The following is a 17,692-nucleotide window of genomic DNA, read 5'->3' as shown; positions in this document are numbered from 1 at the left end:
CGACGGCAGGGACGACGGACGGCGAGAACGGCAGTACACCGGTACGAGGCAGGCGGAGCTGGGGGGTACCAGGCCGATGGCACGGCGTATCGACGTGATGGGAACGGGCGGGGTGCGCCTGGCCGCCTGGGAGTATGCCGACCCTCCGAAACCGGAGGCGGAGCCGGGCGCTCCGGGGGTGCTGTTACTGCACGGCCTGATGGGCCGCGCCTCGCACTGGGCGGCCACCGCCCGCTGGCTCGCCGAGCGCCATCGCGCGGTCGCCCTCGACCAGCGCGGTCACGGCCGCAGCGACAAGCCCCCGCAGGCCGCTTACGGCCGGGAGGCCTACGTCGACGACGCGGAGGCGGCCCTGGAGCAGCTCGGTCTCGGCCCCGCCGTCCTCGTCGGCCACGCCATGGGCGCCCTGACCGCCTGGCAGCTCGCCGCCCGGCGCCCGGACCTGGTGCGCGGACTGGTCGTCTGCGACATGCGGGCCTCCGCGCTCGGCGCGGCCTCGCAGCGGGAGTGGGCCGAATGGTTCCGCTCCTGGCCCGTCCCCTTCGCCACCCTGGCCGACGTCCGCAAGTGGTTCGGCGAGGACGATCCCTGGGTGGAGCGGCCCAACCCCTCGCGCGGCGAGTTCTACGCCGAGGTGATGCATGAGTCCGCCGACGGCTGGCGCCCCGTCTTCGAACCCGACCAGATGCTCCGCACCCGGGAGAGCTGGGTGTACGACGCCCACTGGGAGGAGCTGGCCCAGGTGCGCTGCCCCACGCTCGTCGTGCGCGGTCTCGACGGGGAGTTGGGGCGGGCCGAGGCGCAGGAGATGGTGCGGGTGCTGCCCCTCGGCGAGTACGCGGAGGTCGCCGAGGCCGGCCACCTCGTCCACTACGACCAGCCGATGGCATGGCGGGCGGCCGTGGAGCCCTTCCTCGAACGCCTCGCGGCGGGCTGACCCCCCTCCCGGCTCACCCCTTGCTCACCGCCGTCAGGATCTCCGGCAGGCGGGCCGCCGTGCGCGGCGCGGCCAGGCGCAGGCCCCCGAAGGCGATCCCCGCCCCGTAGGCCGCCCCCAGCGGCAGCAGCACCCAGCTCCACGCGTCCCCGCCCGCGATGACGTTCAGCCAGATCGTCACCGCGATGACCGGGGCGCAGAGCAGGGCGGAGGCGACCATGCCGCCGAAGACGGAGATCCAGGCGAGGCCCGCCTGCCCGGGCGCCACGTTCTTGTGGCCCTCCTGCGGGATGGAGTACGGGAAGCCGGCCGAGGTCCAGGCGCCGGTCGCCAGCATGGCCCCCAGCAGGGCCAGGGACAGCCCCAGCACCTCGGGCAGCCGCTCCCAGGCGCCCAGCAGCGCGGTGGTCAGCACCGTGACGAGCGCGGCGTACGGCAGGGTGATCACCAGCAGGGCCAGCGCGCGACCGCGCAGTTCGGCGTAGGCGTCGCGCGGCGAGGAGATCGTCATGGCCACCATCCAGAACGCCGAGGTGTCCTGGCCGAACTGGTTGTACATCTGGATGCCGAGCATCCCGGCGGCGAAGCACGCGAAGTAGATGGAACCGGTGCCCTGGACGGCGTTGAAGACCGGCACGATCAGCCCGATGGCCAGCGAGGTCACCCAGGCCGACTTGGTCTTCGGGTCGCGCCAGACGTAGCGCAGGGCGCGTTCCATGACCGTGCCCGTGCGCCCGCCGGGCAGCAGCCGGCCGAGCCCGCCCGCGGTGGAGCGGTCCCCGCCGCCGGCGTCCGCGTCCCGCAGGGTGGACCCGTCCGGCGCGGTCATCAGCCGGTCGAGGCTCCGCGCCCACACGGCGACCAGCAGGGCCGACGCGGCGAGCGACAGCAGCAGTCGGCCGGCCGCGACGCCGTACGCCCCGTCGCTCGCCGAGCGCACCGCGCCGACCGCGGACGCCGGCGGCACCCAGGACAGCACGTCCGCGACCGGCCGCAGCGGCCCGAGCCCGGCCGAACCCAGGCGCTGGGCGCCGAAGTTGACGAGCTGGGCCCCGACGGCGATCACCAGCCCGCTGAGTACGGCCAGATCACGCCCCTTCCTGCTGGTCAGCAGCCGTACGTTGGCGGCGGCGACGGCCCGTGCGAGCGCCACGCAGACCAGCAGCGCGAGGACCACGGCGATCACCGCGGTGACGTACCCGGCGGCCCCGTGCGCCACCGACAACGCGCATCCGGACAGGACCAGCAGCGTGAACAGCGGCCCTACCCCGACCAGTGAGGCGGCCAGCAGGGCCCGCACCAGGGGGCGCGGGCGCAGCGGCAGCATCACCAGCCGGGTGGGGTCCAGGGTCTCGTCGCCGCCGGGGAAGAACAGCGGCATCACGGCCCAGCCCAGTGCCAGCACGGCGGTCCCGGGCACGGCGACGGCCTCGGCGTGCGCGTGCCCGCGCAGCGCGAGCAGGCCCAGCAGTTGCAGCATGGCGAACAGCAGCGCGACGACCGCCGAGGCGACGAACGCGGCCCGTCGGCCCGCGGACTGCCGCAGCCCGTTGCGCAGCAGCGACAGCTTCAGCCGTACGAGGACGGTGGTGGTGCCCGTCATCGGGCCGCACCGCCGCCCAGCCAGTCCAGCCGGGACGCGGAGTCCCGGCCGCGCGCCCCGACCAGCTCCAGGAAGGCCGCCTGCAGCGTCGGGTGTTCGCCGCGCACCTCGGCCAGCGGTCCGGTGGCGCGGATGCGGCCCGCCGCCATGACGGCCACCCAGTCGCACAGCGACTCGACCAGCTCCATGACGTGGGAGGAGAACACGACGGTGGCTCCGGAGGCCGTGTACCGCTCGAGCACGCCCCGGATCGTCTGCGCGGACACCGGGTCGACACCCTCGAACGGCTCGTCGAGGAAGACCACCTCGGGGTTGTGGAGGAGGGCGGCCGCGAGGCCGATCTTCTTGCGCATGCCGGTCGAGTAGTCGACGACCAGCTTGTGCTGCGCCCCGGCGAGGTCGAGCACGTCCAGCAGTTGCGCGGCCCGCTCGTCGGTCTCGGCGCCGGGCAGCCCCCGCAGCCGGCCCGAGTACCCGAGCAGCTCGCGTCCCGACAGCCGCTCGAACAGCCGCAGCCCTTCGGGCAGTACGCCGATCCGCGCCTTGACGGCCACCGGGTCGCGCCACACGTCGTGTCCGACGACCTCGACGGAGCCCTCGTCGGGGCGCAGCAGCCCGGTCACCATGGACAGGGTCGTGGTCTTCCCGGCGCCGTTCGGGCCGACCAGCCCGATGAACTTCCCGGCGGGCAGGTCGAGATCGATGCCCCCGACGGCAACCTGCTGCCCGAATCGCTTCCAGAGCCCCCGTACGCACACCGCAGCTTCGGTCATGCAGGAAGGCTACGGCGCTCCCGCTCCTCCCCGGTATGCGACCGTGCCCGCGGTGCGGGCCGTCAGCGGTCCCGGCCGCACGCGTAGGCCAGTGGCGGGATCAGCTCCTCGGCGTCCGGCAGCCACCGGTTGGCGGGGGTCGGCCGGCAGGCCCACTGCACGGCGCCCCGGGAGCCGAACCGGGTCGGGGGAGCGGCGACGTAGTCCCCCTCGCCCAGCGCCACCAGATCCAGCGAGGCCGGCGACCAGCCCAGCGTGCGCACCAGGCCGGGGACCTTGGTGGCAGCTCCCGGCAGCACGAAGAACTGCATGCGCCGGTCCGGGGTCAGCGTCACGGGGCCGAGGGTCAGCTCCATCCGCTGCATCCGGGCCAGCGCCAGGAACCCGGCGCTCTCCGGGACGGACACCGCGTCGAAGGTGAGCCCCGTGGGCAGCAGGACCGACGCCGCCGGCTGCTGCTGCCACATCCGCCGGACCACGGTCGCGCTGCCGGTCGCCTGGCCCGCCCAGTCGGGGCGCGCGGGGTGCGCACCCGGCGCGGGGCAGGAGGCGTCGCCGCACGAGCAGCGCTCCCCTCCGCCGACCGGTTCCAGCCAGGTGCCCGGGAACACGTCCCAGTGCCGCTCCTCGGCGTAGCGCACGGCGGTCTCCAGCAGCGACTGCCCGCGCTGCTGCGGAATCTGGGCGGCCTGGGTGCCCGCGATCGTCTCTTCCACGCTCACTCAACTCCCGCGCTCACCTCGGGTTACGGCCGGAGCGCGCGCGGGGGAGGAGCATCCTTTTCGCATTTGGGGCGCATGGGTGCACGAGTGGGGGCGCGCGGGAGGAACCGGGGCGGGAGCTGGGTAGCCAGGGATGGGGGTGGCAACTGCCTACACCCCGGCAAACCGCACATGTCACGCATTGACGGTATGTCAGCTGGGCAGTGATCTGCTCGGCCGGAACCCTCCGGCCGGATCTTCACGCTCCAGGGGTTCGCAGGGGGTAGGACATGGCCGCAAGGCCTCTCGTGGCGAGGCAGCCGAACGAACGGCTGCAGGCACTCATCCAGGAAGCGGGGTGTTCCAACGCCGGACTGGCCCGGCGGGTCAACATGTGCGGCGCCGAGCACGGGCTCGACCTGCGCTACGACAAGACGTCCGTGGCCCGCTGGCTGCGCGGCCAGCAGCCGCGGGGCCGGGCCCCGGCGATCATCGCCGAGGCGCTCGGGCGCAAGCTCGGCCGTACGGTCACGATCGACGAGATCGGCATGGCCAACGGCAAGAACCTCGCCTCGGGGGTCGGTCTCCAGTTCTCGCCGACGGTACTGGGGGCCATCGAGCAGGTCTGCGAGCTGTGGCGCAGCGACGTGGGCCGGCGGGACTTCCTGTCCGGCTCCTCCGTCGCCGCCTCCGCGCTGGTCGAGCCCAGCCGCGACTGGCTGATCTCGGCGCCGGACCCCCAGGTGTCCCGGCAGGCGGGCCCGCGCGTGGGCCTGTCCGACGTGGCGGCCGTACGGTCCATGACCCAGGCGCTGACGGACCTCGACCACCAGTACGGCAGCGGGCACGTGCGCCCGGTGGTCGTGCACTACCTCAACAGCGTCGTCTCCGGGCTGCTCGCCGGGTCGTACCGGGAGGCGGTCGGACGGGAGCTCTTCGCGACCGTGGCCCGGCTCACCGAGCTGGCCGGCTACATGGCGGTGGACACCGGGCAGCCCGGCCTGGCCCAGCGCTACTACATCCAGTCGCTGCGGCTGGCCCAGGCGGCCGGCGACCGCGGCTACGGCGGGTACGTCCTCGCCGCCTCCATGAGCCACCTGGCCGCGCAGCTCGGCAACCCGCGCGAGATCTCCCAGCTCGCGCGCGCCGCGCAGGAGGGCGCGCGCGGACGGGTGACACCGCGAGCGGAGGCGATGTTCCACGCGGCGGAGGCGCGCGGGCACGCCCTGCTCGGCGATATCCGCGCGGCGCAGGCGGCGGAGGGCCGGGCGGTCGGCGCGATGGAACGGGCGGACGCGGCCTCCGGGGACGACCCGGCGTGGATCGCGCACTTCGACGAGGCCTATCTCGCCGACGAGCTGGCGCACTGCCACCGAGACCTCGGCCAGGCCGAGGCGGCGGCCCGGTACGCCGAGCAGTCGCTGGCCGGCCACCCCGCGACCCGGGTCCGGCGCCGCGCCATCGGCTATGTGCTCCTCGCCACGGCCCAGGTGCAGCAGCGCGAGATCGAGCAGGCCTGCGGCACCGGCCTCAAGGCGGTGGAACTGCTGGAGACGCTGCGCTCCAACCGGGGCGCCGAGTACCTGGAGGACCTGCAGCAGCGCCTGGAGCCGTTCCGGGAGGAAGCGGTGGTCAGGGAGTTCGGCGCCCGCCTCGACCTCCAGCCGGCCGCCTGAACGAAAGCCCCGCGGCGCGTGAACGCACGGCCAACGGCACGGGCACGCACGACGGTTGCCTTATACAGCGTGCCGCGGGGTGGTTTTGTTACCGCTGTCACTGGGGAGAAGATCGCGTCCTGAGCTGCGTGGCACCCGGCTCCGGGGACCCGGTAGCGTGAGCCGACGATTCCGAAGGTCCCCCATTCGTAGGAGTCCCGGTGACGCAGAGTGGACAGGGCGAGGAGCCCTCGGCGCGACCCGCGCACGAAGGCATCGTGCTGCCCTCCGACGGAGGCGAGCCCCTGCTGCCCGGCACGACGGGCAGCCCGGCCCCGGCGGCGCCCGCCGGCGGCCAGGCCTGGGGCGGCGCCTGGGGCCCCGACCCGCAGCAGCCGCAGCACCAGCAGGACCAGGGCTGGCCGCCGGCGGCCGCCCAGCAGTGGGGCGCCCCGGAACAGCAGCAGCCCGCCGGCGGTCCCGGCCCGCTGCCGCCCGAGGGCGCGCCGGCCCCGTCGTACGACGGCCAGGCGTACGGCCACGGCCAGGGCTACGGGCCGAGCGGCGCGCAGCCCGGGTACGACGGCGGCCCGGCCGCGTACGGGCAGAGCCAGCAGTCCGCTTATGGCGCGGGCCCGCAGCCCGGCTACGGCACGCCCGACGCCTACCAGCAGTATCCGGCGCAGGGCGCCCCCTCGGGCCCCCTGCCGCCCGCCTACCCGGCGCAGGGCGCCCCGCTGCCCCCGGCCGCCGACGGCGCGACCCAGTACATACCGCCGGTCCCCGCGGACGAGGGCGCGACCCAGTACATACCGCCCGTGCAGGGATCCCCCGTCGACGAGGGCGCGACGCAGTACATACCGCCGGTGACGCCGGGCGCGCTGCCGCCCGAGTCGGCCGGGGAGGACACCCGGTACCTCGGGCGGGCCCAGCAGCCCCCCGCGCCGGCCGCCCACTCCGACGCGGACGCCACGCAGTACATCCCGCCCTTCGCCGCCCAGGCGCAGAGCGGTGAGCGGCAGCCGCCCGCCGAGTTCGACAACCTCTTCCGCGGCGGCCCCGCAGACTCCGGCCCGGCCGGGACCACGCAGCAGATGCCGCGGGTCCAGCAGCCGAACAACGCCTACCCCGGCCCGGCGCGGCCCTCGTACGAGCCGCCGCGGGACGACGACCGCGGCCGCGGGGGCCGCTCGCGGGTGCCCCTGATCGCCGCCGCCGGCGTGGGCATCGTGGTGCTGGGCGTGGGCGCCGGCGCGCTGCTCAGCGGCGGAAAAGGGGACAAGGGCGACGACAACCAGACCGTCGCCGCCTCCGCCCCGGCCACCCAGGACTCGCCCTCGGCGGCCGAGTCCGCCGACCCGGCCGAGCAGCAGGCGATCGCCCTGGACAAGCTGCTCGCCGACAGCGGCAGCAGCCGGGCCTCGGTGATCCAGGCGGTGGCGAACGTCAAGCAGTGCAACAACCTCGGCCAGGCCGCCTCCGACCTGCGCAACGCCGCCAAGCAGCGCAGCGGCCTCGTGACCCGGCTGGGCAAGCTCTCGGTCGACAGGCTGCCGGCCAACGCCGAGCTGACGGCCGCCCTCACCAAGGCCTGGCAGGCCTCGGCCGCCGCCGACAACAACTACGCCGCCTGGGCCGACCAGGTCGGCGGCAGGAAGGGCTGCCACAAGGGACGCGCCCGGGTCACCGGTCAGACCGCGGCCGGCAACCGGGAGAGCGGCACCGCGAGCGCCGAGAAGGTCAAGGCCGCGGCGCTCTGGAACACCATCGCGACGAAGTACGGCCTGACCCAGCGCCAGCCGACCCAGCTCTGAGCCGGCCGGGGCGCCGCGCCGCGGGCCGGGTCAGGTGAGGTCCGCTCCCTGGAGCGTGCTCGTCATGTCGGTGATTCCGTCGAATCCCGAGCCCGCGGTCTTCTTCGCCTCGACCAGCTTGCCGTCCTGGACCACCTGCAGGGTCACGTCGGCGTTGACCAGGCGGGGCAGGCCGAGGCCGGCGAGCTTGCCTTCGTAGGGCCAGTGCAGGGTCGGGGTGAGGCCGCCGGTGTACACCTTCAGGCCCTTGTTGAGGGTGTGCCGCACGCTGTCGGCGCTCACCTCGCCGCGGCCGATCTTCTCCAGCACGGCCTTCAGCACGGTGTAGGCGATCCAGGTGGTCTGCACTCCGGCGTCCGCGGGGTCGATGCGGTTGTCGCCGAAGGCCTCCTCGTTGATCACCTTCTTCATCGGGTCCCACCGCGGGTCGGACGTCACCGGGTACCAGCCGGTGATGTACGCCCCCTCGTAGGGGCTCGAGGCGCCGCCCGTCGCGTTGATGACGCTCTGGTCGACGCTGCCCGTCACGGTCGCCGTGCGCACCGCCGGGAAGGCGTCGCGGGCCCGCCGGAAGGAGTCCATGAAGGTGCCGGTGCGGTCCCCGAGCGCGGGCACCACGCAGCCCTTCTTCGTCGCGTCCTGCGTCGCGGACCGCAGCGCCCGCTCGGCCTGGGAGTCGTACTCGGTGGCGTTCTCGGCGGCGAGCTGGTCGCCGGTCGCCGCGTGCCCGCCCTCCTTCAGGCCCGAGTCCAGCAGGGTGGGCAGCTGGTCGCCGGCGATGCTGTCCGGACGCACCAGGGCGACCGGTCCGCAGACCGAGGCCAGCGCCCGGCCGAGACCGGCCAGCAGGGCGGGCTGGCCGCCGTTGACCGGGTACGACATCTGACCGGTGAACTCGTCGCTGCTGATGCCGTAGCCGCCGATGTACGGGATGCCCGCGCTCTCCAGCGGGGCGAGGTAGGAGTCGACGTACTGGCTGTAGGAGCCGACGACGGCGACCACGTCCTCGGCGGCCGCGCGCCGGGCGCACTTCGCCGCGCCCACGCTGTCGTTGTGGTCGTTGCAGGTCAGGATCTCGAGCCTGCGGCCGTTGATGCCGCCGTGGGCGTTGATCCACTTCCCGTAGGCGCGGGCCATCGCCGGCATGCCCGGCTTGTTGGTGGCGTCCGTGTTCTGCGGCGCCCAGGTCATCACCTTGACCGGGTCGTCCCCGGAGCCCCCCGTGGCTCCGGGGACGACCCCGCATCCGGCGGTGAGCGACGTGACCGCGGCCAGTGCGCCCGCGGAGAGCAGGGCCGCTCTGACGGGCCGGGTGAAGGAGAGGGGGAAGGTGCTGCGGATGCGTCGCCTGCCGGTCATGCACACGCACGATTCCCTCACACCACTAACCCGAGAGTGACCCTCGGTCAATGAACGGTGACGCCGAGGTGAATTCGGGGGGCCGGTGTGACGGATGTGGTGGGGAACGTACGATCGATGACCGTGCAAGGTTCGGAGAACTCTTCCCGTCGCGGCCGTCGCTCCTCCACCATGGGCGGCATGCCACTGAACGACATGCCGTGGTGGCGCTGGCGCAGCAATGTGCGCTCCGCGCTGCACATGCTCTCCGACCCGGTCTTCCAGAGGGACGTCTGGCTGGCCGGTGTGGACGGATACGGCGACGTAACCGACGCCGTGTACCGGCTGGTGGAGGACACCTGGCTGGACAACTGGTCGGCGGAGAAGTACGTCGGCACGATATTCCGCGACTCCCAGGAGGCGGCGCTGGTCGACACGGCCGTGCTGCGGGTGCTGCGGATCATGCACCAGGTCGGCCCGGACGCGCCGGTCTCCGCCTACCTCGACCACCACGCGTGGCCGGAGGCGGTGCGGGCGGCCCGGGACGCGCACCTGCGTCTCGCGGCCAGCGACGGCGACGACCCGGACACCGCCCCGCGCAGCCTCGAGGTCCTGCGGATCATGACGAGGACCGCGTAGCGGGCGGCGGTTCCGTCCGTGGGCGGCCACCGGCGCCGCCGGCCGCCGGCACCCCGTCCGCCCTGCGGGACGACCGTCCGCGGCGGACGGCCGGTGTGGGAACCTGTGGTGCATGAACGAGCAGCCCGCCCGCGCCGCCGCCGACCCGGCCGACCAGTATGTCCTCACCCTCTCCTGCCCGGACAAGAAGGGCATCGTGCACGCCGTGTCGAGCTACCTGTTCATGACCGGCTGCAACATCGAGGACAGCCAGCAGTTCGGCGACCACGACACGGGCCTGTTCTTCATGCGCGTCCACTTCTCGGCCGAGGCTCCGGTGACCGTGGAGAAGCTGCGGGCGAGCTTCGCGGCGATCGGCGACTCCTTCCACATGGACTGGCAGCTCAACCGGGCCGACGAGAAGATGCGCATCGTGCTCATGGTCAGCAAGTTCGGGCACTGCCTGAACGACCTGCTGTTCCGGGCGCGGATCGGGGCCCTGCCGGTGGAGATCGCGGCCGTGGTCTCCAACCACACCGACTTCGAGGAGCTGGTGGGCTCCTACAACATCCCCTTCCACCACATCCCGGTGACGAAGGAGACCAAGGCCGAAGGCGAGGCCCGGCTGCTGGAGATCGTGCACGAGGAGCACGTCGAACTGGTCGTCCTCGCCCGCTACATGCAGGTCCTCTCCGACGACCTGTGCAAGCGGCTCAGCGGCCGGATCATCAACATCCACCACTCGTTCCTGCCGAGCTTCAAGGGCGCGAAGCCGTACCACCAGGCGCACGCGCGGGGCGTCAAGCTGATCGGCGCCACCGCCCACTACGTCACCGCCGACCTCGACGAGGGCCCGATCATCGAGCAGGAGGTCGAGCGGGTGGGCCACGACGTCACCCCCGAGGGCCTGGTCGCCGTCGGCCGCGACGTCGAGTGCCAGGCGCTGGCACGCGCGGTGAAGTGGCACGCGGAGCGCCGGATCCTGCTCAACGGGCGCCGGACGGTGGTGTTCGCCTAGGCCGGGCCGCACGCTCACATCCGGCTCAGGCCCGCCGCCGCGAACAGCACGTCCCGGATCGCCTCGCGGTCGCCCACCTGTCCCGCCGCGGCGTCCTCCGGTGGCACATGGCCCGCCGCCAGGCGGCAGAACTCCACGCCGTCCAGGGCGACATGGGCCACCTCGAACTCGGCGGAGCCCACCGCGCCCGGCGAGTCCAGCGGGATCAGCCACTCCCCGCCGGCCGCGCCCTCGATCTCCAGCCGCAGGCTGCGCCCCGGCTGCCCGGCCGTGACCAGACGCGGGGGCCGGCCCGTCGCGGCCGGCCGCGCCCGCCGCCGTTCGGCGAGCGCCACCGGCAGCATCCGGGCCGCCAGGTCGATCATCCGGTGCAGGTGCCGCGGCGCGGGCGGCTCGTAGGGGTAGTCCACCGCCTCCGCGATGTCCTCCGCGTGCACCCAGCACTCGAAGGCCCGGTCCAGCATCGCGTCGTGCAGCGGCAGCCCGAAGTCGCCGTACGGCACCGTGAGTCCGCCGGTGCTGCCGCCGGTGAAGGACACCGTCCGCACCAGCCGGTGGCTCTGCTCGCGCCAGGGCGCCCGCACGGACCGCGTCGGCGGGTAGTGCGACGAGCGCCAGAACACGTTGGTGCGCTCCGCCGGTCCCGCCGGGGTCCGTTCGCCGCCGACGGCCTCGGTGAGCGGATCGTCCAGGCCGAGCGCCACCGCGACCAGCCCGTCCACCGCCAGCAGATGGGCGATCACCCCGGCCACCGTCGTACGGCGGCTCGTCGCCTCGTCGGCCTCGAACCACCGCAGCCGCACCGGCGCGTGCCACTCGGCGTCCCCGAAGTCCTGCAGCAGCGCGTCCAGCCGGGCGGTCTCGGCGTCGTACGGGGCCGCCCACTCGGGCACCGGGATGCGCGGCGGGCGGCGGGTCAGGCAGCTCTGCAGGACGCGGGTGCGCAGCGCCGGGTCCAGGTCGAGGCTCTCCGGCTGGTGCAGCAGGCCGACGGCCTCGCGCAGCCGGCGCGCCTCGTCCGCGCAGGCCCCGCAGTCGCCGAGGTGCTCCTCCACGGCCGCCGTCTCCGCCGCCGAGCAGGCCGCCAGGGCCCAGGCGCCGAGGAGCGACTTCAGGACGTCGTGCGACAACTCGAGCGGCACGGGCGACGGTTCCCCAGGATCGGCGAGGTCGGGCAGGGGCAGCCCGCTGTCCTCGACGGAGGCGCGGGGCGGCGGGATGCGGGGCTCGCGGCCGTCGCCGGGGCCCTCGTGTGCCGCGAAGGACTCGGGGCCGTTCACACCGCACCCCCGTACCCGCGCGGGCTGCCGGCGTCGTGGGCGGTGGACAGCAGCTGGAGGCCGAGGCGGAGCCGGCGGCGGGCCTCGTCCTCGGTGACGCCGAGGTCGGCGGCGGCCTGCCGGTAGTCGCGCCGCTGGAAGTAGGCCAGTTCGAGCGCGGCGCGCAGCGGTGCGGGCATGGAGTGGACGATGTAGTCGGCGCGGGCGGCGACCGAGGCGCGACGCACCTTGCTCTCCAGGCTCTCCAGCTCCTCGGCGGAGCCGCTCCCGCCCGGGGGCAGCGCGGCGGACTCGGTGGCGCGCAGCCGCTGCACGGCCAGCCGGTGGGTCACCTGGGCCACCCAGGAGCGCAGCGGGCCCTGCTTGGGGTCGTAGGAGTCGGGGTGTTCCCAGACGTGGGCGAAGACCTCGCGGGTGACCCCGTCGGCGGCCCGCTCGTCGCCGAGCACGCGGTGGGCGAGGTTGTGCACGAGGGAGGCGAAGCGGTCGTAGAGCTCGCCGAGGGCGGCTGCCTCACCGCGGGCGAGCCGCTGCTGCATCTTGCGGTCCCAGCGGGGCGGTACGTCCTTCTGCGCCATGTCGCCCCTCCCTCGCGCTCGTCCGACAGGTCCAGCGTGTCTGCACCGTCGTCTCGAATGTAGTCGGCACCTCCGACAACGCACGCCCCTTTGTGTCAATGTGCGCCCCCCGAGACGTCGCAGGTGATAGTGCCCCCTTCACACATCCTTCACTCGGTCCGCGTCCAACTATGATCGAACAGGATCGATAGTGACTGAAACAAGCCCCTTGTCGATCGTGTGCCGTTTGCGACGCGAAGTTTCAGGGAACGGCCGCTGGGCAGCCGCGCGGAAAGAAACGTAGGAACTGCTTCCGTTTCCGGGCGGTTCCGCGAACCGGCGAGCGGAGGGGCGTGGCCGTGACATTCAAGGTGACCGGCGCCGAACAGGACGGGTGGGCCGTGCTCCGGGTCGGCGGGGAGCTGGACCTGATGACCTCGCCGGTGCTGCGCCAGCGGGTGCACGACGTGGTCGCCGAGGGCCACCACAGCCTGGTGCTGGACCTCTCGGAGGTCTTCTTCTGCGACTCCAGCGGCGTCGGTGTGCTCATCGCCGCCCGCCGGCTGATCCGCTCCTGCCAGGGCCGGCTGCGGCTGATCCTGCCGGACCGGGGCGCGGAGGACGGCTCGCACGTCAACCGGGTCCTCGGCGCGCTCGGCGTCCGCCGCCTCTTCGACGTCCGCCCCGACGTCGAGTCCGCCGTCACCGACGAGGCCGACCCGCTGTCCGCCTGAGCCCGCCGCGGGCCCGCCCCCGCCGGCCCGAGCACATCGCGCGCCCGCCGCCACGGACTTGTCGCGAAATTCCCCCGGTCTTGGCACAACCGCCGTTTTCCCGTCACCAGCCCGCCGCGCCCGACGTACGCTCCCAGCCGGATCACCCCCCCCGTCGACACGAAGGCGGCCCGAGAAGACATGGTCAGCACCGAGTACGAGCGCAGGATCGCCGCCCGGTTCGCCGGCTTCGACCAGGACGGCAACGGCTACATCGACCGCGAGGACTTCAGCGCCGCGGCCAAGGCCCTGCTCGCCGAGTTCGCCGTGCCCGCCCGCTCCGACCGCGGACAGGCGCTCTACGCCGGAGCGGAGGCGTTCTGGCAGGGCATGGCGGGCATCGCCGACCGGGACGGCGACCAGCGCATCAGCCGCGAGGAGTTCGTCACCGGCGCGGTCAAGCGCCTGCGCGACAACCCCGACCGCTTCGCCGAGATCGCCCGCCCCTTCCTGCACGCGGCCCTGGCCGTCGCGGACCCGGACGGCGACGGCCGCGCCACCGTCCCCGACACCGTCCGCGTGCTGCGCGTCCTGCGCGTCCCGGAGGACGTCGCGCTGGCGACCGCCACGGCCCTCGACGCCGACGGCGACGGCAGGGTCGGCGAAGGGGAGGTCGTCCCGGCCTTCGCGCGGTACTTCACCGTTCCCGAGTAGCGCTCGCCGCGCAACACGCGCGGACGCGGCTCCGGTTCGGGGAATCATTGGCCCACGATGTCGCGGATCGTGGCGTCCCGGCATCACAGAGCGTTGATATCGGCTTGTGTCCTTGACGTGACTCGTCACGTCCCGGAGTCACGCGTCCCCTCGGGTACCTTGTGTGGGATGCGAGTGGCCGCGAGTTCGTGCCGAGCCGTCTGTGCGCCCGGGTCGTCCCCGGACCGCGCGGTGCGCGCCGCTGCTCGCGGGGCGGAACGGCCCCAGGCTCCCGTCCGTTTCGCCGCCTGTTCGACACCCCGGCGAGCGCGTCGCACAGTATGCCGTACGCGTACTCCTTCGCGCTGGAATATGCCCGAAGCGCTTGTTGGGGTGACTGTACGTCAACCATGCTGTCGCGTAAGGGAATCACGTTCCGTGACCCTTGCTCTGGCCGTTGTCCTGGCCATGCAGAAAATGGCTACGATCGTGGCCCTCGTCGTGGTGCGCGTCGCGGTTCGGGTCGCGGCGTTCGTGCGGTGCGGGGCCATGTGTCCGCCGGTTCGGATGGTGTGAGCGGTGCAGGTGCTTCAAGTGCAGCTGGAGATCCGGCCCGACCCCGCGGAGGTGGGGCGGGCCAGAAGATGGGCCCGCTCGCGGCTCTCCGGGCTCGGGATAGGGGCCGACGAGCCGTTGGCCGAGACGCTGGTCCTGCTGGTGTCCGAGCTGGTGACCAACGCCGTGGTGCACACCGGCAGGCCGGCGGTGCTGCGGCTCTCCCTGCCGGGGGAGACGCCGGGGACGGCGGCCGGCACGGCGGCGGGCGCGGGCACGGGAGCCGGCACGGCGGACGCCGCCGGCCCGGCCGCGTCGGCCACCGTACGGCTCGAGGTGGCCGACACCAGCTCCCGCGCACCCGTCCCGCGCTGCGCCGGCGACGAGGCGACCGGCGGCCGGGGCCTGGCGCTCGTCGACTGTCTGGCCGACCGCTGGGGCTGGCGCCCCGAGGGCTCCGGCAAGAGCATCTGGTGCGAACTGGACCGCTGTTCACAGTCCCGGGAGGGCGCGGCGTCGGCGTACGGGGGCGGTCCGTCCGCGTACGAGGACTTCGCCTTCGAGGCGGTCTAGGCGTCCGGTGCCGCGGTGCGCCCCGGGTGCACCCGTGCGCGGCACCACGAACCAGGCTTGATCCGACAATCATCTGAACTGTGTTGACGTTGCGTCATCAGGCGAACACGCTGGTGGGCGACGATTCGCCGTGAGGGGACGGCGAGGGCCCGGCGGTGCCGGGGTCCTCGCCGAGCGCGGGTCGCACCGGACGGCGGCGCGAGGCCGGATGCGGGGGCGCGCCGCCGTCCGGTGACCGGGCCGCCCGTTCCGACCGCGACGCGGGAGCCGGCCGCCTTTGTCCACAGGCTGTGGACGGTTCATCGCACCGACCCGGCGCGGAAGGTCCGCCGGTACGCGGTCGGCGTCACCCCGAGGGCCTGCTGCAGGTGCTGGCGCATCGACTGGGCCGTGCCGAAACCGGCGTCCCGGGCCACCTGGTCGACCGACAGCTCGCTGGACTCCAGCAGGTGCCGGGCGCGCTCCACGCGCTGCCGGGTGAGCCACTGGCCGGGACTGACGCCGACCTCCTCGCGGAACCGGCGGGTGAAGGTGCGCACCGACATGGACTCCTGCGCGGCCATGTCGCGGAGCTGGATCGGCTCGTGCAGCCGGCCGAGCGCCCAGGCGCGGGCCGCGGTGGTCGTGGCGAGCTGGAGGTCGGGCACGGGGCGCTCGATGTACTGGGCCTGGCCGCCGTCGCGGTGCGGCGGTACGACCGTGCGGCGGGCCACGTCGTTGGCGACGGCCGTGCCGTGGTCGCGGCGCACCATGTGCAGGCACAGGTCGATCCCGGCGGCCACCCCGGCCGAGGTCAGCACGTCGCCGTCGTCGATGAACAGCACGTCCGCGTCCACGTCGATCTTCGGGAACAGCCGCTGGAACCGCTCGGCGTCGGCCCAGTGCGTGGTCGCCGGGCGGCCGTCGAGGAGTCCGGCGGCGGCGAGGACGTACACGCCGGTGCAGATGGAGGCGAGGCGGGTGCCGGGGCGGATACGGGCGAGCGCGGCGGCCAGCTCGTCGGTCAGCCTGCCCTCGTCGTAGAGCGGGCCCAGTTCGTACGACGCCGGGACGATCACCGTGTCGGCCGTCTCCAGCGCCTCGGGGCCGTGCGCGACGTGCACCGCGAAGTCGGCGTCCGTGTCGACCGGGCCGGGCGGCCGGACCGAGCAGGTCACCACCTCGTACAGGCGCCGGCCCGCGGCGTCTTCGGGGCGGCCGAAGATCCGGTGCGGGATGCCGAGCTCGAAGGGGAGCAGGCCGTCCAGGGCCAGCACGACGATGCGGTGCGGGCGGAAGTCCTCGTCCAGGCTCATGGCCCGATCCTAGCGAACGCTGTCCTTCGGGCCAGTCGTTGCGCACGACCGGATCGAGGACGCTCTATGACGTGACTCAGACAACCGAAGCCGCCGCTCCGCACCGGGCCCCGCCCGCCCGGCGCCGCCGGGTGCACCGCGCCTGGTACGTCGCCGCCGTCACGTTCGTCACGATCATCGGCGCGGCGGCCTTCCGTTCCCTGCCCGGTCTCCTCATCGACCCGCTGCACCAGGAGTTCGGCTGGTCGCGCGGCACCATCGGCGCGGCCGTCTCGGTCAACCTGGCGCTTTACGGCCTCACCGCGCCCTTCGCGGCCGCCCTGATGGACCGCTTCGGCATCCGTCGGGTGGTGGCCGTCGCGCTCACCGTGATCGCCGTCGGCGCCGGTCTGACCGTCTGGATGACGGCCCCCTGGCAGCTCATGCTGTGCTGGGGCCTGCTGGTCGGCCTCGGCAGCGGATCGATGGCGCTGGCGTTCGCCGCCACCGTCACCAACCGCTGGTTCACCGAGCGGCGCGGCCTGGTCAGCGGCATCCTCACCGCCGCCTCCGCCTCCGGCCAGCTCATCTTCCTGCCGGTGCTGTCCTGGACGGTGGAGAACCACGGCTGGCACCCGGCGGCCGTCACCGTGGCCCTGGCCGCCCTCGCCGTGGTCCCCTTCGTGTGGATCCTGCTGCGCGACCACCCCGCCGACGTGGGCCTGAAGCCGTACGGCGCGACGGAGTTCGTGCCCAAGCCGCCCCCGGTCACCGGCGCCGCCCGCCGCACGCTCGGCGTCCTCGCCTCCGCCGCCCGCACGGGACCGTTCTGGCTGCTGGCCGGCACCTTCGCGATCTGCGGCGCCTCCACCAACGGCCTGATCCAGACGCACTTCGTGCCCGCGGCGCACGACCACGGCATGCCGGTCACGGCGGCGGCCTCGCTGCTGGCGGTCGTCGGGGTGTTCGACGTCGTCGGCACCATCGCCTCCGGCTGGTTCACCGACCGCTTCGAACCGCGCCGCCTGCTCGCCGTCTACTACGCCCTGCGCGGGGTCTCGCTGCTGTTCCTGCCGATGCTGCTGGGCCCGTCGGTGCACCCCCCGATGGTGTTCTTCATCGTCTTCTACGGCCTCGACTGGGTGGCCACCGTCCCGCCGACCCTGGCCCTGTGCCGGGAGCAGTACGGCGAGGACAGCGCCATCGTCTTCGGCTGGGTGCTCGCCTCCCACCAGGTCGGCGCGGCCCTGGTCGCCTATCTCGGCGGCGCCGCCCGCGACGTCTTCGGCTCCTACGACATGGTCTGGTACGCCTCCGGCACCCTGTGCGCGGTGGCGGCCCTGATGGCCCTGGTCATCCGCCGCCGCCCGGCGGTCCCGGCAGCCGCCCTCGTGCGGCCGGCCTAGGGCCTGTCTCACAACTCGCGTCGTCGCCCGAAGGGCGGCCGCGCGGCGTCAGGTGCGTGCTCTCGGCGGGCCGGCTCCAGGGCCGCGTACTGGACGTACTCGGGTCTGGGGCCGGTGCGGCGAGAGTGCGTGCATGGCGTCGCGCGGCAGGCGGGAATTGTCAGACAGGCCCTAGAGGGCCAGG

Annotated in this window: 16 protein-coding genes; 9 read left to right on the top strand and 7 right to left on the bottom strand. The window is 73.7% G+C overall.

The window, feature by feature from the left end; translation table 11 throughout:
- Window positions 1-76: 76 nt before the first annotated feature.
- Window positions 77-937, top strand: coding sequence for an alpha/beta fold hydrolase (locus ACZ7JA_RS21625; RefSeq protein ID WP_351665835.1), 861 nt, complete (start codon window positions 77-79; stop codon window positions 935-937).
- 13 nt (window positions 938-950) lie between these two features.
- On the opposite strand, the gene ACZ7JA_RS21620 is transcribed toward ACZ7JA_RS21625, so the two are convergent.
- The 3 genes from ACZ7JA_RS21620 to ACZ7JA_RS21610 all read right to left on the bottom strand — a co-directional run bounded on the left by ACZ7JA_RS21620 (window position 951) and on the right by ACZ7JA_RS21610 (window position 4,029).
- Window positions 951-2,540, bottom strand: a complete 1,590-nt coding sequence (locus ACZ7JA_RS21620) for a transporter (protein WP_470809798.1) — start codon at window positions 2,538-2,540, stop codon at window positions 951-953.
- Window positions 2,537-3,313 (bottom strand): ABC transporter ATP-binding protein, encoded by a 777-nt coding sequence (locus ACZ7JA_RS21615; RefSeq protein ID WP_351665831.1) that lies wholly within the window; start codon window positions 3,311-3,313, stop codon window positions 2,537-2,539. The genes ACZ7JA_RS21620 and ACZ7JA_RS21615 overlap by 4 nt, the downstream gene beginning before the upstream one ends.
- Window positions 3,314-3,375: 62 nt before the next feature.
- Entirely contained in the window at window positions 3,376-4,029 is a 654-nt protein-coding gene (locus tag ACZ7JA_RS21610) for a bifunctional DNA primase/polymerase (RefSeq protein ID WP_470809795.1), read from the bottom strand.
- Between the two features lie 275 nt (window positions 4,030-4,304).
- Between ACZ7JA_RS21610 and ACZ7JA_RS21605 the strand changes: the two genes are divergently transcribed.
- Window positions 4,305-5,690 (top strand): transcriptional regulator, encoded by a 1,386-nt coding sequence (locus ACZ7JA_RS21605; RefSeq protein WP_351665828.1) that lies wholly within the window; start codon window positions 4,305-4,307, stop codon window positions 5,688-5,690.
- 200 nt (window positions 5,691-5,890) lie between these two features.
- A complete protein-coding gene (locus ACZ7JA_RS21600) occupies window positions 5,891-7,483 on the top strand; it encodes a hypothetical protein (RefSeq protein ID WP_403682109.1) in 1,593 nt (530 codons plus the stop codon).
- Between the two features lie 30 nt (window positions 7,484-7,513).
- Here ACZ7JA_RS21600 and ACZ7JA_RS21595 read toward each other — a convergent pair whose 3' ends face one another.
- Window positions 7,514-8,842 (bottom strand): ABC transporter substrate-binding protein, encoded by a 1,329-nt coding sequence (locus ACZ7JA_RS21595; protein ID WP_351665825.1) that lies wholly within the window; start codon window positions 8,840-8,842, stop codon window positions 7,514-7,516.
- A 117-nt stretch (window positions 8,843-8,959) separates the two neighbouring features.
- Between ACZ7JA_RS21595 and ACZ7JA_RS21590 the strand changes: the two genes are divergently transcribed.
- A complete protein-coding gene (locus ACZ7JA_RS21590; protein ID WP_351665824.1) occupies window positions 8,960-9,460 on the top strand; it encodes an SCO4402 family protein in 501 nt (166 codons plus the stop codon).
- Between the two features lie 112 nt (window positions 9,461-9,572).
- Window positions 9,573-10,457, top strand: a complete 885-nt coding sequence (gene purU, locus ACZ7JA_RS21585; RefSeq protein ID WP_351665823.1) for a formyltetrahydrofolate deformylase — start codon at window positions 9,573-9,575, stop codon at window positions 10,455-10,457.
- A gap of 14 nt (window positions 10,458-10,471) precedes the next feature.
- On the opposite strand, the gene ACZ7JA_RS21580 is transcribed toward purU, so the two are convergent.
- Together ACZ7JA_RS21580 and ACZ7JA_RS21575 are read right to left on the bottom strand one after the other, a co-directional pair.
- On the bottom strand, window positions 10,472-11,737 hold the full coding sequence (locus tag ACZ7JA_RS21580; protein WP_470809788.1) for a zf-HC2 domain-containing protein: 1,266 nt from the start codon (window positions 11,735-11,737) through the stop codon (window positions 10,472-10,474).
- Window positions 11,734-12,315, bottom strand: a complete 582-nt coding sequence (locus tag ACZ7JA_RS21575) for an RNA polymerase sigma factor (protein WP_351665819.1) — start codon at window positions 12,313-12,315, stop codon at window positions 11,734-11,736. The genes ACZ7JA_RS21580 and ACZ7JA_RS21575 overlap by 4 nt, the downstream gene beginning before the upstream one ends.
- 332 nt (window positions 12,316-12,647) lie before the next feature.
- Between ACZ7JA_RS21575 and ACZ7JA_RS21570 the strand changes: the two genes are divergently transcribed.
- The 3 genes from ACZ7JA_RS21570 (at window position 12,648) to ACZ7JA_RS21560 (ending at window position 14,828) form a co-directional block, all read left to right on the top strand.
- On the top strand, window positions 12,648-13,028 hold the full coding sequence (locus ACZ7JA_RS21570; protein WP_351665817.1) for an STAS domain-containing protein: 381 nt from the start codon (window positions 12,648-12,650) through the stop codon (window positions 13,026-13,028).
- 180 nt (window positions 13,029-13,208) lie between these two features.
- On the top strand, window positions 13,209-13,721 hold the full coding sequence (locus ACZ7JA_RS21565) for an EF-hand domain-containing protein (protein ID WP_389450065.1): 513 nt from the start codon (window positions 13,209-13,211) through the stop codon (window positions 13,719-13,721).
- Between the two features lie 573 nt (window positions 13,722-14,294).
- Window positions 14,295-14,828 carry an ATP-binding protein gene (locus ACZ7JA_RS21560; RefSeq protein WP_351666193.1) on the top strand — a complete coding sequence of 178 codons (534 nt, stop codon included), beginning with the start codon at window positions 14,295-14,297 and terminating at the stop codon, window positions 14,826-14,828.
- Window positions 14,829-15,127: 299 nt separating this feature from the next.
- Here the strand turns inward: ACZ7JA_RS21560 and ACZ7JA_RS21555 are convergent, their stop codons facing one another.
- Window positions 15,128-16,123 carry a GlxA family transcriptional regulator gene (locus tag ACZ7JA_RS21555; protein ID WP_351665813.1) on the bottom strand — a complete coding sequence of 332 codons (996 nt, stop codon included), beginning with the start codon at window positions 16,121-16,123 and terminating at the stop codon, window positions 15,128-15,130.
- A 71-nt stretch (window positions 16,124-16,194) separates the two neighbouring features.
- Between ACZ7JA_RS21555 and ACZ7JA_RS21550 the strand changes: the two genes are divergently transcribed.
- Complete coding sequence (locus tag ACZ7JA_RS21550) at window positions 16,195-17,508, top strand: MFS transporter (RefSeq protein WP_389450056.1); 1,314 nt, start codon at window positions 16,195-16,197, stop codon at window positions 17,506-17,508.
- Window positions 17,509-17,692 lie beyond the last annotated feature (184 nt).

The organism is Streptomyces sp. NPDC038135 (assembly GCF_055601245.1).
The sequence above is the reverse complement of the archived record's forward strand: the minus strand, read 5'-3'. Positions and strand labels throughout refer to the sequence as shown.